Raw genomic sequence first — 22,088 nt, 5'->3', positions numbered from 1 at the left:
GCTCTTCAGCGATGAGTACGACGGGTTTCGAGCTCACGTGAGTCCTCACAAGTCCAATGCGGACGGCCGGCCTCACAACTCGGCCGCGGGCGGCCGCGCCTGCTCGGCACGGAAGTCCAGCCGGCCGTCCCTCGCGTCCACCGTCACCCGGCTGCCCTCGGAGATCGTGCCGTTCAGCAGCAGCCGGGACAGCTGGTTGTCCACCTCCCGCTGGATGGTGCGGCGCAGTGGGCGGGCGCCGTACTCCGGCTGGTACCCGCGCTCGACGAGCCAGTCGACGGCCGCGGGCGTGAACTCGACCCCGATGCCCTGCCCGTCCAGCAGCCGCCGGGTCCCCTCCAGCAACAGGTCCGTGATCTGCCGCAGTTGCTCGCCGGTCAGCTGCCGGAAGATCACGATCTCGTCGATGCGGTTGAGGAACTCCGGCCGGAAGTGCTCGCGCAGCGGGCGCAGGATCTGCTCGCGCCGCGCCTCCTCGTCGGCCTGCGCACCGCCCGGCCCGAACCCGATCCCGGCACCGCGCCGGGTGATCGCCTCGGAGCCGAGATTGCTGGTCATCACGATGACCGTGTGGGTGAAGTCCACCGTGCGGCCCTGCGAGTCGGTCAGCCGGCCGTCGTCCAGGACCTGCAGCAGGATGTTGAAGACGTCCGGGTGCGCCTTCTCCACCTCGTCCAGCAGGAGCAGCGAGTACGGGTGCCGGCGCACCACCTCGGTGAGCTGTCCGGCCTCCTCGTGCCCGACGTATCCGGGCGGGGCGCCGACCAGCCGGGAGACGGTGTGCCGCTCCTGGTACTCGCTCATGTCGAGGCGGACCATGCGGTCCTCGCTGCCGAACAGCGCCTCGGCGAGCGCCCGGGCCAGCTCCGTCTTGCCGACACCGGTAGGGCCGAGGAAGAGGAAGCTGCCGATCGGCCGGTGGGGGCTCGCGAGCCCCGCGCGGGAGCGCAGCACGGCCTCCGCGACCACGCGGACGGCCTCCTCCTGGCCGACGACCCGCTGGTGCAGATGCTCCTCCAGGCCGAGCAGCCGCTCCTTCTCCTCCTGGGTGAGCCGGCTGACCGGGATGCCGGTCTGCCGGGACACCACCTCGGCGATGGCCTCCGCCGTCACCTCCAGATCCAGCCCCTCGTCGACCCTCTCGTCGCCGCTGGCCTCCACGATCCGCTGCTTCATTTCGCCGATCCGGTCACGCAGCTCCTTGGCCTTGTCGTAGTCCTCGTCGGCCACCGCCTGGTCCTTGTCCCGGACCAGCTGCTCGACCTCGCGCTCCATCGTCCGCACGTCCGTGCCCTTGGTCCGCGCGCCGAGCCGTACCCGGGCGCCCGCCTGGTCGATCAGGTCGATGGCCTTGTCCGGCAGCCGCCGTTCGGTGAGATACCGGTCGGACAGCTCCACGGCGGCGACCAGCGCCTCGTCGCTGTAGCGGACCTGGTGGTGGGCCTCGTACCGGTCGCGCAGCCCGCGCAGGATCTCGACGGTGTCCTCGACCGTCGGCTCGGGCACCAGGATCGGCTGGAACCGGCGGGCCAGCGCCGCGTCCTTCTCGATGCGGCGGAACTCCTCCAGCGTCGTCGCGCCCACGATGTGCAGCTCGCCGCGGGCGAGGGCGGGCTTGAGGATGTTCCCGGCGTCCATCGCGCCGCCCTCGCCGCCGGAGCCCGCGCCGACGACGGTGTGCAGTTCGTCGATGAACACGATCAGCCGGTCGGAGTGGGCGCGGATCTCCTCCACGATGGTGTTCAGGCGCTCCTCGAAGTCACCCCGGTAGCGGGTGCCGGCCACGACCCCGGTGAGGTCCAGCGCGACGACCCGGCGGCCCGCCAGGATGTCCGGCACGTCCCCGTCGACGATGCGCTGGGCGAGCCCCTCCACGATGGCCGTCTTGCCGACCCCCGCGTCCCCGATGAGGACGGGGTTGTTCTTGCCGCGCCGCGACAGCACCTCGATCGTCTGCTCGATCTCGGTGTCCCGGCCGATGACCGGGTCGACCCGGCCCTGCCGGGCCAGGTCGGTCAGGTCACGCCCGTACTTGTCCAGCGTCGGCGTGCCGGTGGCGCGCGGGCGCTCCGGGCGGGTCGGGGTGCTCTCCGGGGCCTCGGCCGGCAGGGAACCGGCCGAGAACCGTGCCGCGTGCAGGATGTGGCCGGCCGCCGAGTCCGGGTTGGCGGCCAGCGCGCTCAGCACGTGCTCCGGGCCGATGTACCCGGCGCCGCTCGCCCGTGCCATGTCGTGCGCGTCCAGCAGGGCGCGCTTGACGGCGGGGGTGAGCGACAACGACGTCGGCGGCGGCACCTCGCCGGGCGGGTGCTGCACCGGGCCGGCCCGGTCGTCGATCTCCGTGGCGAGCGAGTCCGGGTCGGCGCCCGCCCGGCTCAGCAGACTCCGGGTGGGCTCGGCCGCCACCGCCGCGCGCAGCAGGTGCTGGGTGTCCAGATCCCGGCTGCCGTGCTCGGCGGCGTACAGGGCGGCCCCTCTGACCAGCTCACGGGCCGGCTGGCTGAGCAGGCGGCCGATGTCGATGTGGCGTTTGGCTCCGCTGGGGGTTCCGCCGAAGAAGCGGGCCAGGAATTCGCCGAAGGGGTCAGGAGGGTAGCCGTTGGTCATGGCGTGCGCTTCCTTCGCTGACGACTGGCTGCGCCGGGTAACCGGGTGGAGGCTGTTCATGCCCACGATGACACGATCCGTGGGGGTGGGCATGTTCGCCCACCGGCCAGGGGGCTTGCGTGCCGCGGCGGGCGCGGGTCTCGTCGTGACGTGCCGCACCCCGCGGCGGAGCCTCATGCCGATACGGCCGCGCGCCCCCGGGCCGGCTCCCCCTGGAGCCGCTCGGTGAGAATCCTCGGGCCGCTCCCGGTGATCGCCACCGTGTGCTCCACGTGGGCTGCTCGGGAGCCGTCGGTCGTGCACAGGGTCCAGCCGTCGGCCGCCTCGTAGTAGGTGTCCCTGCCGCTCGCGATGAGCATGGGCTCGATGGCGAGGACCATGCCGGGGCGGAGCGGGAGACCGCGGCCGGGGCGGCCCTCGTTGGGGACGTCGGGTTCCTCGTGCATACGGCGGCCCACGCCGTGGCCGCCGAAGCCCTGCGGGATGCCGTAGCCGGCGGTACGGCAGACCCGGCCGACGGCGTGGGCGATGTCGCCGACGCGGTTGCCGACGACGGCCGCCTCGATGCCCGCCGCCAGGGCGCGCTCGGCCGTCTCGATCAGGCGGAGGTCCGCCGGGCGCGGGCGGCCCACCGTGAGGCTGAGCGCGGAGTCGCCGACCCAGCCGTCCAGCTCCGCGCCGCAGTCCACGGAGAGCAGGTCGCCGTCGCGGAGCCGGTACCGGGTGGGGACGCCGTGCACGATCGCGTCGTTCACGGAGGCGCAGATCACGGCCGGGAAGGGGGTCGCGGCGAAGGAGGGGCGGTAGCCGAGGAACGGGGAGGACGCACCGGCCTCGCGCAGCACCTCCCGCGCCACCTCGTCCAGCTCGAGCAGGGAGACGCCGACGGCCGCGGCCTGCCGTACGGCCGTCAGGGCCCGTCCGACGACCTGGCCGGCCGCGTGCATGGCGTCGATCGATGTATCCGTCTTGAGTTCCACCATGCCAATTACTATACCGGTATTTTAATGGGGGCGGTGGTGTCGGGCCGGTATTAGAATGGGCGCATGGTGCGCACCCCTCTCACCCCCGAAGAGCGTGAACGCGGCGAGCGGCTCGGGCAGTTGCTGCGCGAGGCGCGCGGCGGCCGGAGCATGACCGAGGTCGCCGCGCAGGCGGGCGTGTCCGCCGAGACGCTCCGCAAGATCGAGACGGGCCGGGCGCCGACCCCCGCGTTCTTCACCGTGGCCGCGCTCGCCCGGGTCCTCGGGTTGTCGATGGACGAGCTGATGACGCGGTGCGCGCTCGTGACCGCGTGAGACACCGGGTCCGCGCAACGGCCCCGGGCCGGTGTTGAGGCGTCCGCGCCCTGCCGGAAAACTCTGCGTAGCAGCGCCGTAACACGACTGGTGTTGCCTGCCCGATGGACGTGCCGGCGGTCGGGCGGGAGCTGAGCGATGGCAGTGGATCGACTCCCCGGTGGAGTGCGGGAGTTCGCGAGCTACTTGGACGGCCTGCTGGCGCGCCTGGACCAGGGCGGGGGCTGGAGCGGGGTCTTCTGGCAGCGCGACCCCGACGGCATGCGGGCCTGTCTGGAGGGCAGTGAGGTGCCGCCCTGGGACGTGGTGGAGGCGCTGCTGGAGGATCTCGCCGCGGCGTACGGCCCCGCCGCCGCGGCGGCCGAGCGGGAGCGTGCCCGCGCCCTGCACCGGGCCGCCCTGACGGTGTACGACGCCCACCCGGGCGCCCGCGACACCCTGCTCGACCGGCTCGACGTCATGCTCCGCGAACAGCGCTACGCCGCCGAGCGCCGGACCGAACTGTCCCGCCTGCTGTCCGCCCCGGCATCAGCCGGCGAGGCCGACTCCCTCCGCCTCGACCTCGCCTGGGCCCAGGACGACCACGCCCGCGCCACCGCGAGATGCGAGGAACTCCGGGGCCGCTTGGCGGAGTTGGACCGACGGGCAGCGGGGAACGCACCCCGGGTGCGGCACGCGGCCGACGCCGCACCGCCATGGACCGAGCCCCCGCGCCGGGAGGGGCCGACCGCCGAGACACCCCCACACTTCCAGGAGGCGGGCGGCGATGCTGCGGCGTGGCGCCTTGGGGAGGGCGACGTCGATACCGCCTGGCCTCTTGGGGAGGCGGACGGCGATGCCACCCGGCCTCTTCGGGAGGGCGAAAGTGAGGCTGCCTGGCGCCCCCGGGAGGCTGATCGCGATGCCGCCTGGCGTCCGCCCGAGTCCGCTTCGGCTCGCGCCGTCGCGCACGCCGAGCCCCCGGCCCGTTCCACGGCCGGCTCGGAGCCCAGGCCCGCCGGCCCCGTCTCCGACCCCGCCGGGCGCGTCGCCGCGTCCGCGTTCGGTGAAGCCCCCCTCCGCACCGGCTCTGTCACGGGCCCTTCCGCCTCGGCCCAGCCATCGCCGCTCGCGGATGCCGCCGCCTCGGCGCCGCGGCCCGGCGGCTCGGCTGCTGCCTCCCGTGCGGCTGCCTCCACCCCCGGCTTCGCCATGACTCCTTCCGCCCCCGCCCGGCCCTCCCCGTCCGCCGATGCCGCGGGTCCTGCCTCGGCTCGGATCTCGTATGCGGCCGGGTCCGCCACCGGCGAGGACTCCGGCCTGGCCGGCTTCACCGGGAACCCTTCCGCCCCGGCCCGGCCCTCCCGATCCGGTGATGCGGCAGCCTCGGCCCCGCGTGTCGACGGCTCGGTCCGGGCCCCGTACGCCGCAGCTTCCGCCGCCGACGAGCACGTCCACCTGGCCGGCCCCGCCGCGAACCCTCCCGGCCCCGCCCGGCCCTCCCCGTCCGCCGATGCCGCGGGCCCTGCCTCGGCTCGGATCTCGTATGCGGCCGGGTCCGCCACCGGCGAGGACTCCGGCCTGGCCGGCTTCACCGGGAACCCTTCCGCCCCGGCCCGGCCCTCCCCGTCCGCCGAAGTGGCCGTTCCGGCCCCGCACGTGCCCGTGCCGCCCCCGGCGGTCCCCGGAGTGTCCGGTCCGGAGGTGGCGCCTTCGTCCCCTTCCGCGAAGCCCCGCAAGCGCCGACGCGGCAGTGCGCGGTTCGCAGGGATGGTGGAGGACGAGGACGCTCCTGGCGCCGTGCCACAGGTGCCGCCGCCCGTCATGCCGGCGGCGTCCGTGCGCCGGGTGCCGCGAGGGGCCCGGTTCGCCGGGGGTGCGGTGGGCGCCGAGGCCGAGAGCGTCGGCGGGGAGGTGGTGGACGCCGAGGCACAGGCGGCCGTCGCCGGGGTCGTGGAGCGGCTGGCGCGGTTGCGGGCCGAGGGGCACAGCGGGGAGGCGCATGTGCTGCTGGTCGAGGTCGCGCAGTGGCCCGCCGGCCGGTTCCCGGCGCTCGCGGACGCGCTGGCCCGTGCCGGACTCGGCGCCGACTGGGCGACGCTGCTGTGGGAAGCCGCCTCGCTGCCCGCGGAGCGGCTGGTCGCCGCCGCCGGCGCGCTGAGGGCCGCCGGACGGGACGCCGACGGGCGGCAACTGCTGCGGCAGGGCGTCGCCCGCCCGCCGGAGCAGATCGGCGCGGCCGTACTGCGGCTGGCCGAGGAGGGGCACCGGCCGGAGGCGGAGGCCTTACTGGACGCGTGCGTGCGGGTCCGTACCGCCGAGGAAGCCGCCCGCAGCGCCGCCCCCGATCCCCGCCGGCTCGTGCCGCTGCTGCTCCGCGCCGCGCGGGCCGTCTCCGAGGAGCGGCACTGGGACCTCGTGCACGCGTTGCGGGTGGCCGGCCACACCACGTGACCGGAGTCCGGCGATATCGTCCCGGTCTGCCCCGCTTCACCCGTCGACCGGCCGCTGCGCTCACCCACAGGGGTGTGAAACATGATCGACTCCGCGGGTTGACGACGATGGTCTTGGCAAGGGCCTCCGGGCAGGCTTACTTTCGTCCCTCTACCGCCTGCTCTACGGGCGTAGAGACTTTGACGGTCCCGTCGAAGGAGCAGCTCATGGCCAACGTCGTACGAGCCGCACTGGTCCAGGCCACCTGGACCGGCGACACCGAGTCCATGGTGGCGAAACACGAGGAGTACGCCCGCGAGGCGGCCCGTCGGGGTGCCAGGGTCATCGGGTTCCAGGAAGTCTTCAACGCGCCCTACTTCTGCCAGGTCCAGGAGCCGGAGCACTACCGCTGGGCCGAGCCGGTGCCCGACGGGCCGACGGTGCGCCGGATGCAGGACCTCGCCCGGGAGACCGGCATGGTCGTCGTCGTGCCCGTCTTCGAGGTCGAGCAGTCCGGCTTCTACTACAACACCGCCGCCGTGATCGACGCCGACGGGACCTACCTCGGCAAGTACCGCAAGCACCACATCCCGCAGGTCAAGGGCTTCTGGGAGAAGTACTACTTCAAGCCCGGCAACCTCGGCTGGCCCGTCTTCGACACCGCCGTCGGCAAGGTCGGCGTCTACATCTGCTACGACCGGCACTTCCCGGAGGGCTGGCGGCAACTCGGCCTCAACGGAGCCCAGTTGGTCTACAACCCCTCCGCCACCCACCGCGGCCTGTCCGCCTACCTGTGGCAGCTGGAGCAGCCGGCGGCGGCCGTCGCCAACGAGTACTTCGTCGCCGCCATCAACCGGGTCGGGCGGGAGGAGTACGGCGACAACGACTTCTACGGGACCAGTTACTTCGTCGATCCGCGCGGGCAGTTCGTCGGCGAGGCCGCGAGCGACAAGTCCGAGGAACTCCTCGTCCGCGACCTCGATTTCGACCTCATCGACGAAGTGCGGCAGCAGTGGGCCTTCTACCGCGACCGCCGCCCCGACGCCTACGAAGGACTGGTGCAGCCGTGAACGACCTCTATTCCCGCCACCGCCAGGTCCTCCCCGACTGGCTCGCCCTCTACTACGACGAGCCGCTCGAGATCACCCACGGCGAGGGCCGCCACGTGTGGGACTCCGCCGGCAACAAGTACCTGGACTTCTTCGGCGGCATCCTGACGACGATGACCGCCCACGCGCTGCCCGAGGTGACCAAGGCGGTCGGCGAGCAGGCCGGGCGGATCGTCCACTCCTCGACGCTGTACCTGAACCGGCCGATGGTCGACCTGGCCGAGCGCATCGCCCAGCTCAGCGGCATCCCCGACGCACGGGTCTTCTTCACCACCTCCGGCACCGAGGCCAACGACACCGCGCTGCTGCTCGCCACCACCCACCGGCGCAGCAACACCGTCCTGGCGATGCGCAACAGCTACCACGGCCGCTCCTTCAGCACGGTCGGCATCACCGGCAACCGCGGCTGGTCCCCGACCTCGCTGTCCCCGCTGCAGACCCTGTACGTGCACGGCGGTGTGCGCACCCGGGGCCCGTTCGCCGGGCTGGACGACCGGGCGTTCATCGACGCGTGTGTCGCCGACCTGAAGGACATCCTCGGGCACACCCGGCCGCCCGCCGCGCTGATCGCCGAACCGATCCAGGGTGTCGGCGGCTTCACCTCCCCGCCCGACGGGCTCTACGCCGCGTTCCGCGAGGTCCTGAAGGAGCAGGGCATCCTGTGGATCGCCGACGAGGTGCAGACCGGCTGGGGCCGCACCGGCGAGCACTTCTGGGGCTGGCAGGCGCACGCCCGCAGCGGCCCGCCGGACCTCGTCACCTTCGCCAAGGGCATCGGCAACGGCATGTCCATCGGCGGGGTGATCGCCCGCGCCGAGATCATGAACTGCCTGGACGCCAACAGCATCTCCACCTTCGGCGGCACCCAGCTCACCATGGCCGCCGGACTGGCGAACCTCACGTATCTGCTGGAGCACGACCTGCAGGGCAACGCCCGTCGCGTCGGCGGCCTGCTCATCGAGCGGCTGCGCGCCGTCGCCGCCCAGCTGCCCGGCGTGCGCGAGGTGCGCGGGCGCGGCCTGATGATCGGCATCGAGCTGGTCAGGCCCGGCACCGACGAGGCCGACCCGCGGGCCGCCGCCGCCGTACTGGAGGCGGCGCGCGAGGGCGGGCTGCTCATCGGCAAGGGCGGCGGCCACAACACCAGCGCCCTGCGCATCGCGCCACCGCTGTCCCTCACCGTCGCGGAGGCCGAGGAGGGCGCGGCGATCCTGGAACGGGCGCTCAGGAGTACGTACTAGAGAACGGCGGTACGGTCATGACCACCACCTCGCAGACCCCGTACGCCTGGGAACCCGCCCTCTCCGTCCGCCAGGTGCTCACCCTGGAGCGGGTGCTCGCCGGGGAGCCCGAGGTGGTGGCCGGGGCCGGACAGCTGGACCGGCCGGTGCGCTGGGTGCATGTGGCCGAGGCCGCCGACGTCGGCGTGATGCTCAGCGGCGGCGAGATGGTGCTCACCACCGGCGTGCTCCTGGCCGGCGACGAGGCCGGGCAGGCCGAGTACATCCGGTCGCTGCACCGGGCGGAGGCCGCCGCCGTCGTGCTCGGCCTCGGGCGGGCCTTCCCGGCGCCGCCCGAGGTGATGCGCCGGGCCGCCGAGCGGTGCGGACTGCCGATGGTCGTCCTGCACCGGCCCTTCCCCTTCGCCGAGCTGACCGAGGAGGTCCAGTCCCGGCTGGTGCGGCGCAAGTTCGCCGCCGTCAGCCTCTCGGAGACCGTACGGACCGAACTCACCGCCCTGATCACGGCCGGTGCCCCGCTGCAGCGCCTGCTGGACGGGATCGCCCGGCACGGCGGCTGCCCGGTCGTGGTCACCAACCTCGCCCACCGCGTCCTGGCCACGGCGGGGGAGCGGTCCGCGGTGGACGACGTGCTGCGCGACTGGGAGCGCATCGCCCGGCAGGCCGGCAACGGCGCGGGCGGCGGCTGGATCAGCGCCGAACTCGGCGGGCGCGGGGAGCGCTGGGGGCGGTTGCTGCTGTGCGGGTACCGGGGCGATGCGGCCACCGGGCGGCTGCTCGCCGACCGGGCCGCCGAGGCGCTGGTCCTGCACCGCATGCTCGGCGGCGGCTCCGCGCACTCCTGGGAGGAGGAGTCCGCCCAGAGCCTGCTGACCGACCTGGTCTCCGGTGCCGTACCCGCCAGCCGGCTGCTGCCCCGGGCCCGCGCGGCCGGGCTGCCGGTCAACCGGCGCACGTTCGTCCCGCTCGTCGTCCTGGACCGTACGGCCCCCGAACTGGACCGCGTGCTGCGCCTGTTGGGCCTGTCCGGGCTGGTCGCCGAACTCACCGACGGTGTGGCCGCGGTGCTGCTCAGCCTCGCCCGCGACCAGGACGCCGGGGTCCTCACCGCCCACTTCGCGGCCCGGCTGCGTGCGCGGGCGCCCGCCGTGGTCGCCGCCGCCGGCCCCCGTACCGCCTGGGACGAGGTGCCCGCCGGACTGCGCGAGGCCCGGCATGTCGCCGACGCCGTCGCCGACTCCCGCGCCGCCCTCGACCTCCCGCCCGTCGTCCGTCTCAAGGACGTCCATCTGCGCGGACTGATCCGGCTGCTGCGCGACGACCCGCAGGTGCAGTCCTTCGCCGAGCGGGAACTGGACGGGCTGCTGGGCGAGTCCGAGCCCGAGTTGCTGAACGTCCTGCGGACCTATCTCGCCACCGGCCGCAACAAGTCCCGCACCGCCCAGCTCCACCATGTCTCCCGGCCCGCCCTCTACCGCCGCCTGGAGGCGATACAGGGCCGCCTCGGTGTCGACCTGGACGACTTCGAACAGGCGGCCTCCGTCCACATCGCGCTCCTCGCGCATGACGCGCAACAGGGGTGAAACATGCGACGACCTGCGAAAACGGCGGTGAAACATGGGATGGCGCACACGTGACACGGTGGCACGCCGCACGCCCGCAGACGTGACACGCTGCCCGTCGAACGGGCCTCGCGGGCTTTCTACGCTCACGGCACACCGAGCTACCGGAGGTCCCGATGAGCCGAGTGATCCGTGCCGCCCTGTTCCAGACCGCGTGGACCGGCGACAAGGAATCCATGATCCAGGTCCACGAGCAGGCGGCCCGCGACGCGGCCGCGCAGGGCGCCCAAGTCCTCTGCTTCCAGGAGCTGTTCTACGGCCCCTATTTCTGCCAGGTCCAGGACAAGGCCTACTACGAGTACGCCGAACGGATCCCGGACGGCCCGACCGTCCGGCGCTTCCAGGCCCTCGCCCGGGAGCTGGGCATCGTCCTCGTACTGCCGATGTACGAGGAGGAGCAGCCGGGCGTGCTGTACAACACCGCCGCCGTGATCGACGCGGACGGCTCCTACCTCGGCAAGTACCGCAAGACCCACATCCCCCAAGTGCAGGGTTTCTGGGAGAAGTTCTACTTCCGTCCCGGCAACAGCGGCTGGCCCGTCTTCGACACGGCCGTCGGGAGGATCGGCGTGTACATCTGCTACGACCGCCACTTCCCGGAGGGCTGGCGGGCGCTGGGCCTCGCCGGCGCGGAGATCGTCTTCAATCCCTCGGCCACCTCACGCGGCCTGTCCCGTTACCTCTGGCAGCTGGAGCAGCCGGCGGCGGCCGTGGCCAACGAGTACTTCGTCGGCGCGATCAACCGGGTCGGCGTGGAGGACCTGGGCGACAACGACTTCTACGGCACGACCTACTTCGTGGACCCCGAGGCCCGGTTCGTCGGCGAGGTGGCGAGCGACAAGGAGACCGAACTCGTCGTCCGCGACCTGGACCTGGCCAAGCTCCGCGAGGTCCGCGACCGCTGGCAGTTCTACCGGGACCGGGCGCCGGGGGCGTACGAGCCGCTGACGGCGCCGTGACCGGCGCCCCGTAAGGGGCGCGGGACCGCGCCCGGCATGCGGCTGCCGCCGCGCGGGCGCGCTCAGCCACAGACAACCGCACGCGACCAACGAAGGAGTGGGCCCCATGACCGGACGTACCGTCATCCGCGGCGGTCTAGTCATCACCGCGTCCGACGAGATCCACGCCGACGTCCTGATCGAGGACGGCCGCATCGCCGCCCTCGCGGCGTCGGGCACCCCCGCCGCCGGGGCGTTCACCGGCGAGAAGGTCATCGACGCCACCGGGAAGTACGTGATCCCGGGCGGCGTCGACGCCCACACCCACATGGAGCTCCCGTTCGGCGGCACCTTCGCCTCCGACACCTTCGAGACCGGGACCCGGGCCGCCGCCTGGGGCGGTACGACGACGATCGTCGACTTCGCGGTGCAGAGCGTCGGCCACACCCTGCGCGAGGGCCTGGACACCTGGCACGCCAAGGCCGAGGGCAACTGCGCGATCGACTACGCCTTCCACATGATCGTCTCCGATGTGAACCAGGAGACGCTCAAGGAGATGGACCTGCTGATCGAGGAGGGGGTGACCAGCTTCAAGCAGTTCATGGCCTACCCCGGGGTGTTCTACTCCGACGACGGCCAGATCCTGCGCGCCATGCAGCGCTCCGCCGAGAACGGCGGGCTGATCATGATGCACGCCGAGAACGGCATCGCCATCGACGTCCTGGTCGAGCAGGCCCTCGCCCGGGGCGAGACCGACCCGCGCTACCACGGCGAGGTCCGCAAGGCCCTGCTGGAGGCCGAGGCCACCCACCGCGCCATCCGGCTCGCGCAGGTCGCGGGCGCCCCGCTGTACGTCGTACACGTCTCGGCCATGGAGGCGGTGGCCGAGCTGGCGCGGGCCCGCGACGAGGGGCTGAACGTCTTCGGCGAGACCTGCCCGCAGTACCTGTTCCTGTCCACCGACAACCTCGCCGAGCCGGACTTCGAGGGTGCGAAGTACGTGTGCTCGACGCCCCTGAGGCCGCGCGAACACCAGGCCAAGCTGTGGCAGGGCCTGAGGACGAACGACCTGCAGGTGGTCTCCACCGACCACTGCCCCTTCTGCTTCACCGGCCAGAAGGACCTGGGCCGCGGCGACTTCTCCAAGATCCCCAACGGCCTGCCCGGCGTGGAGAACCGCATGGACCTCCTCCACCAGGCCGTCGTCGACGGGCACATCTCCCGCCGCCGGTGGATCGAGATCGCCTGCGCCACCCCGGCCCGCATGTTCGGCCTGTACCCGAAGAAGGGCACCGTCGCCCCGGGCGCCGACGCCGACGTCGTCATCTACGACCCGCACGCCGAGCAGGTCATGTCGGCGAAGACGCACCACATGAACGTCGACTACTCGGCCTACGAGGGCAGGCGCGTCACCGGCCGGGTCGAGACCGTGCTCTCGCGCGGCGAGAGGGTCATCACCGAGCGGGAGTACACCGGGCACGCCGGCCACGGCGTCTTCACCCCGCGCTCCACCTGTCAGTACCTCACCTAGGAGTGGCGCTCATGGACTTCGGACTCGTCCTGCAGACCGACCCGCCGGCCTCCCGTGTCGTCAGCCTGATGAAACGGGCCGAGCGCAACGGGTTCACGTACGGCTGGACGTTCGACTCCGCCGTGCTCTGGCAGGAGCCGTTCGTGATCTACAGCCAGATCCTCGCGAACACCACGAAGCTGAAGGTCGGCCCGATGGTCACCAACCCGGGCACCCGCACCTGGGAGGTCACCGCCTCCACCTTCGCCACCCTCAACGACATGTTCGGCAACCGCACCGTGTGCGGCATCGGCCGGGGCGACTCCGCGATGCGCGTCGCGGGCCGCAAACCCAACACGCTGGCCCGCATCAGCGAGGCCATGAAGGTCATCCGCGCCCTCGGCCGGGGCGAGGAGGCCGACCTCGGCGGCACGGTGATCAGGTTCCCGTGGATCAAGCCGGGCGCCGAACTCCCCGTCTGGATGGCCGCGTACGGCCCGAAGGCGCTGAAGATGACCGGTGAGGAGGCCGACGGACTCATCCTCCAGCTGTCCGACCTCTACCTGACCGAGTACATGGTGAAGGCGGTCAAGGACGCGGCCGTCGCGGCCGGCCGCGACCCGTCCGAGGTCACCATCTGCGTGGCGGCCCCCGCGTACGTCACCGAGGACGACTCGCCCGAGGCCCTCGCCCACGCCCGCGACCAGTGCCGCTGGTTCGGCGGCATGGTCGGCAACCACGTCGCCGACCTGGTCGCCAAGTACGGCGAGCACTCCTCCCAGGTCCCCGAGGAGCTCACCGACTACATCAAGGCACGGCAGGGCTACGACTACGCCCACCACGGGCGCAGCGGCAACCCGGACACCCGGTTCGTGCCGGACGAGATCGTCGACCGGTTCTGCGTCATCGGGCCGCCCGAGAGGCACATCGAGAAACTGACCGCGCTCCGCGCGCTGGGCGTCGACCAGTTCGCGGTGTACGACATGCACGACGCGCAGGAGGCCACCATCGACGCCTACGGCACGAAGGTGATCCCGGCCGTCAACTCCTGACCCACCACCACGCGTTCGAGTCCCCCACCTCCTGGTCACCCCTCCCCGCCGCCCCGGCCTCCCCGCCGCCCCGGGGAGGGGCTGGTGCCCGCACGGCCTCTCCCGTCCCACCTCGTCTGATTGGCCTGCCCCATGACCGACACCGCTCCCACGGCCATACCGCCCACCGCCCAAGTCACCCTCCCCGACGGCCGCGTCACGCTCGCCCCCGGTGCGCCGCAGCCCAGCGGCCCCTACGCCAACGCGGATCTGCTGCCGGTCCCGGTCGAGAAACGCACCTGGACCACGTACAACTTCTCCGCGCTCTGGGTCGGCATGGCCCACAACACGGCCTCCTGGACGCTGGCCTCCGGACTGATCGCCGTCGGCATGGACTGGAAGCAGGCGGTGTTCACCATCGCCCTCGCCAACCTGATCGTGCTGGTGCCGATGCTGCTGACCGGACACGCCGGCCCCAAGTACGGCATCCCCTTCCCGGTCTTCGCCCGCGCCTCCTTCGGCGTGCGCGGCGCCAATCTCCCCGCCGTCGTACGGGCGTTGGTGGCGTGCGGCTGGTTCGGCATCCAGACCTGGATCGGCGGCGAGGCCATCTACTTCCTCGCCGGGAAACTGATCGGCGACCGCTGGTCGAACGCGGCGCACACCGGCGGCTACGCCTGGACCATGTGGCTGTCGTTCGCGCTGTTCTGGGCGATCCAGGTCGCGATCATCCACCGGGGCATGGAGACCATCCGCCGCTTCGAGAACTGGGCAGCGCCCTTCGTGCTCGTCGGCGCGTTCGTGATGCTGGGGTGGATGAGCAGCAAGGCCGGCGGTGTCGGCCCGCTGTTCGGCCAGCCCTCCAGGCTGGGCTGGGGCAAGGACTTCTGGAAGCTGTTCTGGCCGTCCCTGATGGGCATGATCGGCTTCTGGTCCACCCTGTCGCTGAACATCCCGGACTTCACCCGCTACGGCAGGAGCCAGAAGGCCCAGACCTGGGGCCAGGCACTCGGTCTGCCGACCACGATGACCCTGTTCGCGTTCCTGTCCGTCCTGGTGACCTCCGGCTCGCAGGCGGTGTACGGCAAGCCGGTCTGGGACCCGGTACAGCTGGCGGCGAAGACGGACAACGTCGTCGGTCTGCTCTACGCCCTGGTCACGGTGCTGGTGGCCACCCTCTCGGTGAACATCGCGGCCAACCTGGTCTCGCCGGCGTTCGACTTCTCCAACGTGGCGCCGAGAAAGGTGAGTTTCCGCACCGGAGCGCTCATCACATCCGTCCTGGCGGTCGTCATCCTCCCCTGGAAGCTGTACTCCGACCCGCAGGGCTACATCTTCACCTGGCTCGGCCTGGTCGGCGGCCTGCTCGGCACGGTCGCGGGCATCCTCGTCGCCGACTACTGGTTCCTGCGCCGCACCCGCCTGGACCTCGCCGACCTCTACCGCACGGGCGGCCGCTACTGGTACACGGGCGGCTGGAACTGGCGCGCGGTCGTCGCCTTCCTGGCGGGCGGCGTCCTCGCCGTCGGCGGCGCCAGCTTCAAGCCCCTGATCGACGGCCGCCCCATCCCGGCCCTGTCCCCGCTGGCCGACTACGGCTGGGCGGTGGGCCTCGGCACGTCGCTGGTGCTGTACCTGGTCCTCACCCTGCTGACCGGCCGCGGGGAGGCGACCGCGTAAGGGTGCGGGGGCGGTCAGCCGGACTGCGACTGCCCGCCCCCGAGCGCGCCGACCGCGGCCCGCGCCGCCTGGATGGCCCCCTTGTTGATCTCGTCCGTCCCGGGCGCCTTCTTCGTCTCGAAGTCGCTGCCGTTGTAGGTGACGACCACCAGGGCGTTGGACACCCGGACCATCACCACGCCCTCCCGGGTCTGCTGCTTGTCCTCGGTGGTCAGGTTCACCACGGAGTAGGCGCTGTCCCCGAGCCCCGGTACGGCCCCGCCGCCGCCCTTCTCGCCCATCCGCTGCTGGTACTCCTGCTGCGCATCCCGCTCCGACTCGCTGATCTCGAACGACACGTCGAGCCAGCGGTAGCTGTAGCCCTGCAGCGCGTTCCAGGAGCAGGTACGGCGCAGCTTGGCGTCCGTGGACGGGATCTCCTTGCCGGCCGTCTTCGCCCCGGGCACCAGGGCCTTGACGGTCGCCACGGGGATGCTGGTGCAGGGGGAGGGCGCGGTCGAGTACGCCTTCGCACCCGCGCCGGCCGACGGGTCGGAGGAACCGGGGGAGCCGGGGGAGCCCGAGGAGTCGGAGGCGGACTGGGTGGACGTCTTCTGGGCCGCCTGGTGCCCGGCGGTCGCCGGCGCGGCCGGTCCGGACGTCAGCACCCAGCCGGCACAGGCGAGGACGGCGACCGGCGAGATCCGCGCGGTGAGGGCGAGCGGCAGAGGAAGGGAACGCACGGCGCACTTCTCGTGGGGGAGGGGGTACGGAAGGGGTCCGCAGGGTGGACGGGGACGCCAGTGTCACACGACTCCCTGTGGGGCGGAAGCGAAAACTCACAGCGTGCCCGCCCGATCACGCCAGCACGTTCACGACGCCCCGCTCTGCCCGTTATGTGCCTCCGGCCGGCGTCGGGCGCCGAGTTCGCCGGGGCAGACGCGGACCGTGAAGGCCGCGACCGAGCGACCGAAGCGGGCAGGGCGGGTGCGGCGGTCGGCCGGAGGACGCGGCCGGCGACGGCCGGACCGGTGGAGCGAGGGACCTCGCCCCGGTGGCGCGGAACTCGTTCGGGGCGGGCGGGTCGAGAAGCTTCCTGCGGCGGCCCCCCTGCTGCGGGAACACCGGGTCCGGTCCCTGCTCCGGGCACCGCCGTCACCTCCTGCGCGCGCCGGCTCTTCTGGTCGGACATCTTCTCCTTGGCGCTCAACTGCTGAGCTGAGACGCCGGCGCCAGGGTGTTGTCGAGCCAGTCGAAGGTGACCTGGTGGAAGCGGGACATGGCGCCCATGTGGCAGTGCTCGCCGGCGCCTTCGGCCTCGCGGAGGGTGATCAGGGTGTGCGGGCAGGTCAGGGCGGCCTGGACGCGCTGGGGCTGGCCGCGGAAGAACTGGTCGCTTTCGGCGTCCAGGATGAGGGTGGGGCAGTCGATGAGCTGGGCGACACCGTCGAGGGTGTAGTCGGCGGTCCGGCGGATGTAGTCCGCGACCGAGGCGGCACCGAACGTCCACACGCCGTTGCGCAGGGCCCAGTGGAGCTGGGTGTTGCCCTTCATGAGCAGACCCGCGACGGGGTTGGCGAGGTCGTCCCGTCCGGTCTCGACCCACTCCTGCAGGAACGGCGGCATGGACTGGGTGTGCGCGTCGTAGTAGTCGTAGAGGCCGTCGTCCAGGACCAGGGCGGCCAGGCGGTGTTCGTGGGCGGCGGCTCGGGCGGTGAGGTAGCCACCGAGGCTGTAGCCCAGCAGGACGAGCTGGTCGGGAGCGATCTCGGCACGGGCCAGCGCGTAGTCGACCACGGGGGTGACCACGGCTTCCCAGTCCGGGCGGAAGACCAGTCCCTGCTCGCGCAGCGCCGCCCCCTGGCCGGGCCCGTCGTAGGCCAGCACGTGGTAGCCGCGGCGCAGCGCGGCCGCGGCGACGGCGAAGTAGGCCTCCTCCACGGTGGAGTCGAAGCCGCTGGTGAAGATGATCGTGGGCCGTGGGGCGCCCGAGTCGTCGACGAGGAAGAGGTAGCCGGGCAGGTCGGTGTCCTCGTAGGGGATGCGCACGGCCTCGACGGGGGTGTCCATCAGAGCCGCGGCGGCCGCGAAGGTCTCGCGGGAGAGCGCGGAGAGAAGCTTGACCTCGGGGTCGTCGGCGGGGGCGTCGCGCCGGTAGAACTCGGCGGTGCGGTAGTAGTTCGAGGCGCGCAGCAGGGCCTCGCGGGCGCTGACCCGGTGACCGCCCGCCTGGGCGCGGGTGCCGATGGCGTGGACGCGCTGCGCGGTGCTCTTCCACTCGCGCAGCCAGGCCTCTTCGTCGCCCTCGCCGATGGTGCGGACGGTGGACAGGACCTCGCCCAGGTCGGCGCCGCCGTAGTTGGCGAACCCGGCCGCGCGCAGCGCCTCGAAGGAGAACGACTGGTCCTCGAAGAGGAATCGCATGGCACTCACTCCCCAAACCCCTTGTCGAGACGGATCGGTTCCGTCTCGTCTGTGAGGGACCCTAGCCCCCACTTAGTCGAGACGCAAGCGTTCCGTCTGGTGGTAGGTTCGGGGTATGTCCCGCTCCCGTGCGTCCCAGGCCCCCGCCCCCGCCCCCCAGCGCCGCCCGCCCGGAGGACCCGTGCTCCAGGACTCGGTGACCGAGGCGATCTCGGCCGCCTTCTTCGAGGAACTGGCGTCGGTCGGCTACGCCCGGCTCTCCCTGGAAGCGGTCGCCAAGCGGGCGGGAGCGGGCAAGGCCGCCATCTACCGCCGCTGGCCGTCCAAACTGGAGATGACCGTGGCCCTGGTCTCCGCTGTCGCGGTGGACGCGTCCGAGGTCGTCGACACCGGCACCCTGCGCGGCGACGTGCTCGCTCTCCTCACCGAGATCGACAGCGCGCTGCGCCACCGGCTCCCCTCGAAGATCATCCCGGACCTGCTCGCGGAGGGCAGCCGCAACCCCGAGCTGGGGCAGGCGCTTTTCACCGCCGTCCGCGACCCCCGGCGCGGCAAGGCCACGCGTGTGCTGGAACGGGCGATCGAGCGCGGCGAACTCCCCGCGGACGTGGACCGTGAACTCGCGCTCGACCTTCTCGCAGGTCCGCTCTACTGGCGTCTGGCCGTCGTCCGCACCCCGACCGCTCCGGACCACCTCGACCGTCTGGCCGACAAACTCCTCGCTGCCTTCGTCGCCTGACGACCCGGCGCCGCGGACGCCGGCATCGCGCGGTGGGGGCAGAGGGGTTCCGGCCCTCAAGGCCCCGGCGACCACAGCGCCGGCCCGGGCCGGCGGCGACACGCGTGCGGGCGACGACAGACGGGCAACGGCTCGCGCACCGCCCCCTCGGTGCGCGGGTCGCCGGCGACGCCCATCGACCGCCCGCCGTCGAACGTGCCCGCTGCCTGGCCTCGGGGCGGTGGAAGAGGGCTGGGTCCGTCGTGCGGCCGCCCCGTGTCACCGGCCGGGCCGGCCGACTCCCTCCGTCCTGGGCTCTGCCGAACAGGATGAGTGCGGCGGGGGTGCGTCCTCCCTCTCGGTCGAGGCGGGAGCGACACGGCGCCCGAAGATTGAAAGGCTAAGTGTTTGCTTAGTCTGCTCCGGGTTCTACTTCCAGGCGTCCCGGTGGCGAAGGGGCGCTGTTGCCGAGGCCGCGGAAAGGAGTCGCCGCAGGTCGGCCTCGCTCGCGAACTCGCCGCACTCGTCCGGCCGGCGTCGGCCCGGCCGGACCGGGCACACCTGGTTCCGGCTCGCCATGCCCCCAGGTCGGTGGGAACCGGGCCTGTCCGGTGGCTATCTCTGTGGTCACAGCAACGAACGGAAGTTAGTCATGTTCACACCGAAGCGTTCCTCGCTTTCCTTCACCGGCCGGGGCAAAGAACTGCGCCTGCTCCGTGAAGCCCTCGACCACAGCATGGCCAACGGGGCGACCGTGTACACGATCACCGGTGAGCTCGGCATCGGGCGCAGCGCCTTACTACGAGAGTTCCGGACGCTTGCGCGCGGGCGAGGGGCTCTCGTCATCCGCATGGACCACGCACATCAACCGGACCGTCGCGAGGACGGGGACGAAGACCTCGCGACGCATCCCGCAACCAGTACCGAAGCGTTACCGGCCCCGGCGGACAGGCGGCTGTGCACCGCGGCCGAGGTCGCGCTCCATGCGGCCGGCGGGCGCGCGCCGGTGGTGGTCACCGTCGACGACGCCTGCCGGGCGCCGGCTGCCGCACTGAGCCGGCTGCGCCGCACGCTGGACGAGTGTTCTCACCTGCCGGTCGTCGTGGCCCTCTCCACCCGGCAGGGCGAAGAACCCAGAGCACCGCGGGAGTTGGCGCAGCTGACCCACGGCGCTCACCAGCTGGTACTGGAAGGACTGTCCACACAGGAGACCGCGGGCCTGGCACGCTCCCAGCTCCGGCGCAGCGTCCGGCCCGAACTCGCCGCTGCCCTCCACCGGCTCAGCGCCGGGAACCCGTTCATGCTCCGGGAACTGCTGGACTGGGTCCGGCAGCGGGAGCGACAGGGCTGCTCCACGGACCTGACGGCACTCGAGGCGGCGGTGCTGGCGCCGGTCGCCGAGGCCGTGACCGGGCGGCTGAACATGACCGATCCCGCTCTCGGACCGCTCGCCGCCCTGATCGCCGTCGTGGGGCAGAACGGCCAGGACGCCATCCGGCTCGTCGCCCACCTCAGCGGGATGCCGCTGGAACAGACCCTGCTCGCTGCCGGTCTCCTCGTCGGCAGAGGACTGATCGCCGACGACGCCACGCTCCGCCTGCGGCATCCACTCCTGCGCACCGCACTCGCCGACCGAATGACAGGCATGGCGCGCAGCGCGACACACCTCAAAGCCGCTGGATACCTCCACCGGATCGGCGCTCCGCCCGCCCTCACCGCTGACCACCTCATCGCCTCCGGCGCCCCGCTGGACAGTTCCTGGTCGGCCGGAGTGCTCCTGCGGGCCGGCCATGCGTGCGCGGCCGCCCACGACCACGAGGCCGCGCAGCGCTTCCTCACCCAGGCGCTGCGCGTGGCCACCGGCCCGGACCATCGGGAGGCGCTCCTGCTCCTCGCAGAAGTGCGGCTGCGTACCGACTGGGCCGACGGCATCCAGGCGATCGTGGAGATGCTGGCCCTGGCCGACGACGACAGCGCCCGCGCACAACTGCTGCACCGGCTGGGATGGGCTCTGTACGCCGTCCCCGACCCGGAGGAAACCGAACGGGTACTGTCGGCGACGGCCGACGCCGTCGCCGGCACCGGACTGGCACGCTGGCACGAACTCCACCGGGCCACCACCACCCTCTTCGACGAACCCCCGGCCGTCACCGCACAACGCCTCGCCCAGGTCCTGCCGGCCCCGCCCGCACCGGGCCTTCCGCCCGCCATGTCCTCGCCCGCCCTGCACACAGCCGTCAACGCCCTGCGAGCCCTCTGCCAGGACCTCGACACCACCGCCCCCCGATCCGCGCTGAAAGAGGCGTATCAGGCCCTCGACCAGCATGCCGGGAACCGGCCGGTGCACCCGCTGGCCGTACCGGCGGCTCTCGCCGTCCTGCTGCACAACGGACACATCGAAGCAGCCGCCGAACACCTGCACCGACACTCCCCGCCGGGGGACGGCTCCTTTCCGCCCAGGGATCCGCTGCTGCAGCTGGCGGCCGTCCACATCGCGCTGGAACGCGGCCGGCTGACCACGGCTCGGGAAGAACTGGGAGCCTGTCTGCACGGCCTGTCCGCGTACTGCGGGGACTCCTCCCCCCGCGTACCGTTCCTGGCCCCGGTCGTCGGACTCCTCGCCGACGTACTGGTCAGCCTGGGCGACTACGACCAGGCCTGGGCGCTGCTGCGCCGGCACCACTCGACCCGGAAAGGAGCCCACGGCTGGCACGGCCCCGTCCTCCTGGCCCGGGCCAGGCTTCAAGCCGCCTCCGGTGACCTGCCCGCAGCCGCACGGGACCTCACCGAACTGGTCCGGCACTGCGAGAGCCTCGGCATACGCCCCACGGCCACCGTCTCCTGGCGGCGAAACGCGGTCGTCCTGATGCAAAGGACCGGTCTGCTGGAGCAGGCCCGCCAGGCAGCCGACCTTCAGATACTGGCCGTCGAGACATCCCTCGATCTGGCACGGGCACTGCGCGCCCTTGCCGCCGTATCGGACGAGGCACGCCGTGAGGGCCTGCTGCGCGAGGCGGTGGGCCTGCTGGAGAGGGACGGCAACGAACTGGACCTGGCCTGCGTCAAGGCCGACTTGGGGGCGCTGCTGACCCGGCTGGGCCGGCAGTCCGAAGCGGCAGCCGAACTGACACAGGCAGTGGGGCTGGCCTCCCGGTGCGGTGCGCAGCCGATGGCCGAGCACGCCAAGATGCTGCTCGCGGCGGGCTACGAGGGCGATCGCGAGCGTTCCTCGCTGCGCGGGATGTTCGACCTGACCGCCAGGGAACGGCAGATCCTCCTGGAGGCGGCACAGGGTTCGACCAACCGGCAGATCGCCTCCGTCCACGGCATCACCCGCCGTACGGTCGAGTTGCACCTGTCGAGCGCCTACCGGAAGCTCGGCATCACCGGCCGCCGCGACTTCCAGGAGATCTTCCGCACCCCGGGTGCCCTGGTGCTGCTGGGTTCCACCGGCCGTGCGCGTCTCGGCACCGTCTGACCCGGCTTTCGGCCGGTCGCCCGCCTTCCTTCGGCTCCCCA

Annotated in this window: 15 protein-coding genes; 11 read left to right on the top strand and 4 right to left on the bottom strand. The window is 72.3% G+C overall.

From position 1 onward, the window contains the following. Positions 1-72 precede the first annotated feature (72 nt). Together ACWC94_RS40025 and map are read right to left on the bottom strand one after the other, a co-directional pair. Positions 73-2,607 carry an ATP-dependent Clp protease ATP-binding subunit gene (locus ACWC94_RS40025; protein ID WP_450802438.1) on the bottom strand — a complete coding sequence of 845 codons (2,535 nt, stop codon included), beginning with the start codon at positions 2,605-2,607 and terminating at the stop codon, positions 73-75. A gap of 173 nt (positions 2,608-2,780) precedes the next feature. Continuing rightward, positions 2,781-3,590: a type I methionyl aminopeptidase gene (gene map, locus ACWC94_RS40020; RefSeq protein WP_450802436.1), complete on the bottom strand. Its 810-nt coding sequence runs from the start codon at positions 3,588-3,590 to the stop codon at positions 2,781-2,783. A 63-nt stretch (positions 3,591-3,653) separates the two neighbouring features. Here map and ACWC94_RS40015 point away from each other — a divergent pair, with 63 nt between their 5' ends. The 9 genes from ACWC94_RS40015 to ACWC94_RS39975 all read left to right on the top strand — a co-directional run bounded on the left by ACWC94_RS40015 (position 3,654) and on the right by ACWC94_RS39975 (position 15,448). Beyond that, on the top strand, positions 3,654-3,905 hold the full coding sequence (locus tag ACWC94_RS40015) for a helix-turn-helix domain-containing protein (protein ID WP_450802435.1): 252 nt from the start codon (positions 3,654-3,656) through the stop codon (positions 3,903-3,905). Between the two features lie 138 nt (positions 3,906-4,043). Continuing rightward, positions 4,044-6,338 (top strand): hypothetical protein, encoded by a 2,295-nt coding sequence (locus tag ACWC94_RS40010; RefSeq protein ID WP_450802434.1) that lies wholly within the window; start codon positions 4,044-4,046, stop codon positions 6,336-6,338. A 206-nt stretch (positions 6,339-6,544) separates the two neighbouring features. Continuing rightward, positions 6,545-7,387 (top strand): nitrilase-related carbon-nitrogen hydrolase, encoded by an 843-nt coding sequence (locus ACWC94_RS40005; RefSeq protein ID WP_450802432.1) that lies wholly within the window; start codon positions 6,545-6,547, stop codon positions 7,385-7,387. After that, entirely contained in the window at positions 7,384-8,667 is a 1,284-nt protein-coding gene (locus ACWC94_RS40000) for an aspartate aminotransferase family protein (protein WP_450802430.1), read from the top strand. The genes ACWC94_RS40005 and ACWC94_RS40000 overlap by 4 nt, the downstream gene beginning before the upstream one ends. A 17-nt stretch (positions 8,668-8,684) precedes the next feature. After that, complete coding sequence (locus tag ACWC94_RS39995; RefSeq protein ID WP_450802428.1) at positions 8,685-10,250, top strand: PucR family transcriptional regulator; 1,566 nt, start codon at positions 8,685-8,687, stop codon at positions 10,248-10,250. A 155-nt stretch (positions 10,251-10,405) separates the two neighbouring features. Then, positions 10,406-11,248 carry a nitrilase-related carbon-nitrogen hydrolase gene (locus ACWC94_RS39990; RefSeq protein WP_450802426.1) on the top strand — a complete coding sequence of 281 codons (843 nt, stop codon included), beginning with the start codon at positions 10,406-10,408 and terminating at the stop codon, positions 11,246-11,248. A 106-nt stretch (positions 11,249-11,354) separates the two neighbouring features. Beyond that, positions 11,355-12,758, top strand: coding sequence for a dihydropyrimidinase (hydA, locus tag ACWC94_RS39985; protein WP_450802424.1), 1,404 nt, complete (start codon positions 11,355-11,357; stop codon positions 12,756-12,758). A gap of 11 nt (positions 12,759-12,769) precedes the next feature. Next, positions 12,770-13,789 carry a TIGR03842 family LLM class F420-dependent oxidoreductase gene (locus ACWC94_RS39980; RefSeq protein WP_450802422.1) on the top strand — a complete coding sequence of 340 codons (1,020 nt, stop codon included), beginning with the start codon at positions 12,770-12,772 and terminating at the stop codon, positions 13,787-13,789. 132 nt (positions 13,790-13,921) lie between these two features. Beyond that, positions 13,922-15,448 carry an NCS1 family nucleobase:cation symporter-1 gene (locus ACWC94_RS39975; RefSeq protein ID WP_450802420.1) on the top strand — a complete coding sequence of 509 codons (1,527 nt, stop codon included), beginning with the start codon at positions 13,922-13,924 and terminating at the stop codon, positions 15,446-15,448. Between the two features lie 14 nt (positions 15,449-15,462). Here the strand turns inward: ACWC94_RS39975 and ACWC94_RS39970 are convergent, their stop codons facing one another. Beyond that, the gene (locus ACWC94_RS39970; protein WP_450802418.1) at positions 15,463-16,170 is read right to left on the bottom strand and encodes a hypothetical protein; all 708 of its coding nucleotides are present in this window, start codon (positions 16,168-16,170) and stop codon (positions 15,463-15,465) included. Between the two features lie 463 nt (positions 16,171-16,633). Beyond that, the gene (locus ACWC94_RS39965; RefSeq protein WP_450802416.1) at positions 16,634-17,851 is read right to left on the bottom strand and encodes an alpha/beta hydrolase family protein; all 1,218 of its coding nucleotides are present in this window, start codon (positions 17,849-17,851) and stop codon (positions 16,634-16,636) included. Positions 17,852-17,966: 115 nt separating this feature from the next. Here ACWC94_RS39965 and ACWC94_RS39960 point away from each other — a divergent pair, with 115 nt between their 5' ends. Together ACWC94_RS39960 and ACWC94_RS39955 are read left to right on the top strand one after the other, a co-directional pair. Continuing rightward, entirely contained in the window at positions 17,967-18,590 is a 624-nt protein-coding gene (locus ACWC94_RS39960; RefSeq protein ID WP_450802414.1) for a TetR-like C-terminal domain-containing protein, read from the top strand. Between the two features lie 631 nt (positions 18,591-19,221). Beyond that, positions 19,222-22,047 (top strand): LuxR C-terminal-related transcriptional regulator, encoded by a 2,826-nt coding sequence (locus ACWC94_RS39955; protein WP_450802412.1) that lies wholly within the window; start codon positions 19,222-19,224, stop codon positions 22,045-22,047. The last annotated feature ends 41 nt before the right edge of the window (positions 22,048-22,088 follow it).

Source organism: Streptomyces sp. NPDC001135, assembly GCF_053598395.1.
This window is presented reverse-complemented; position numbering and strand designations above follow the sequence as displayed.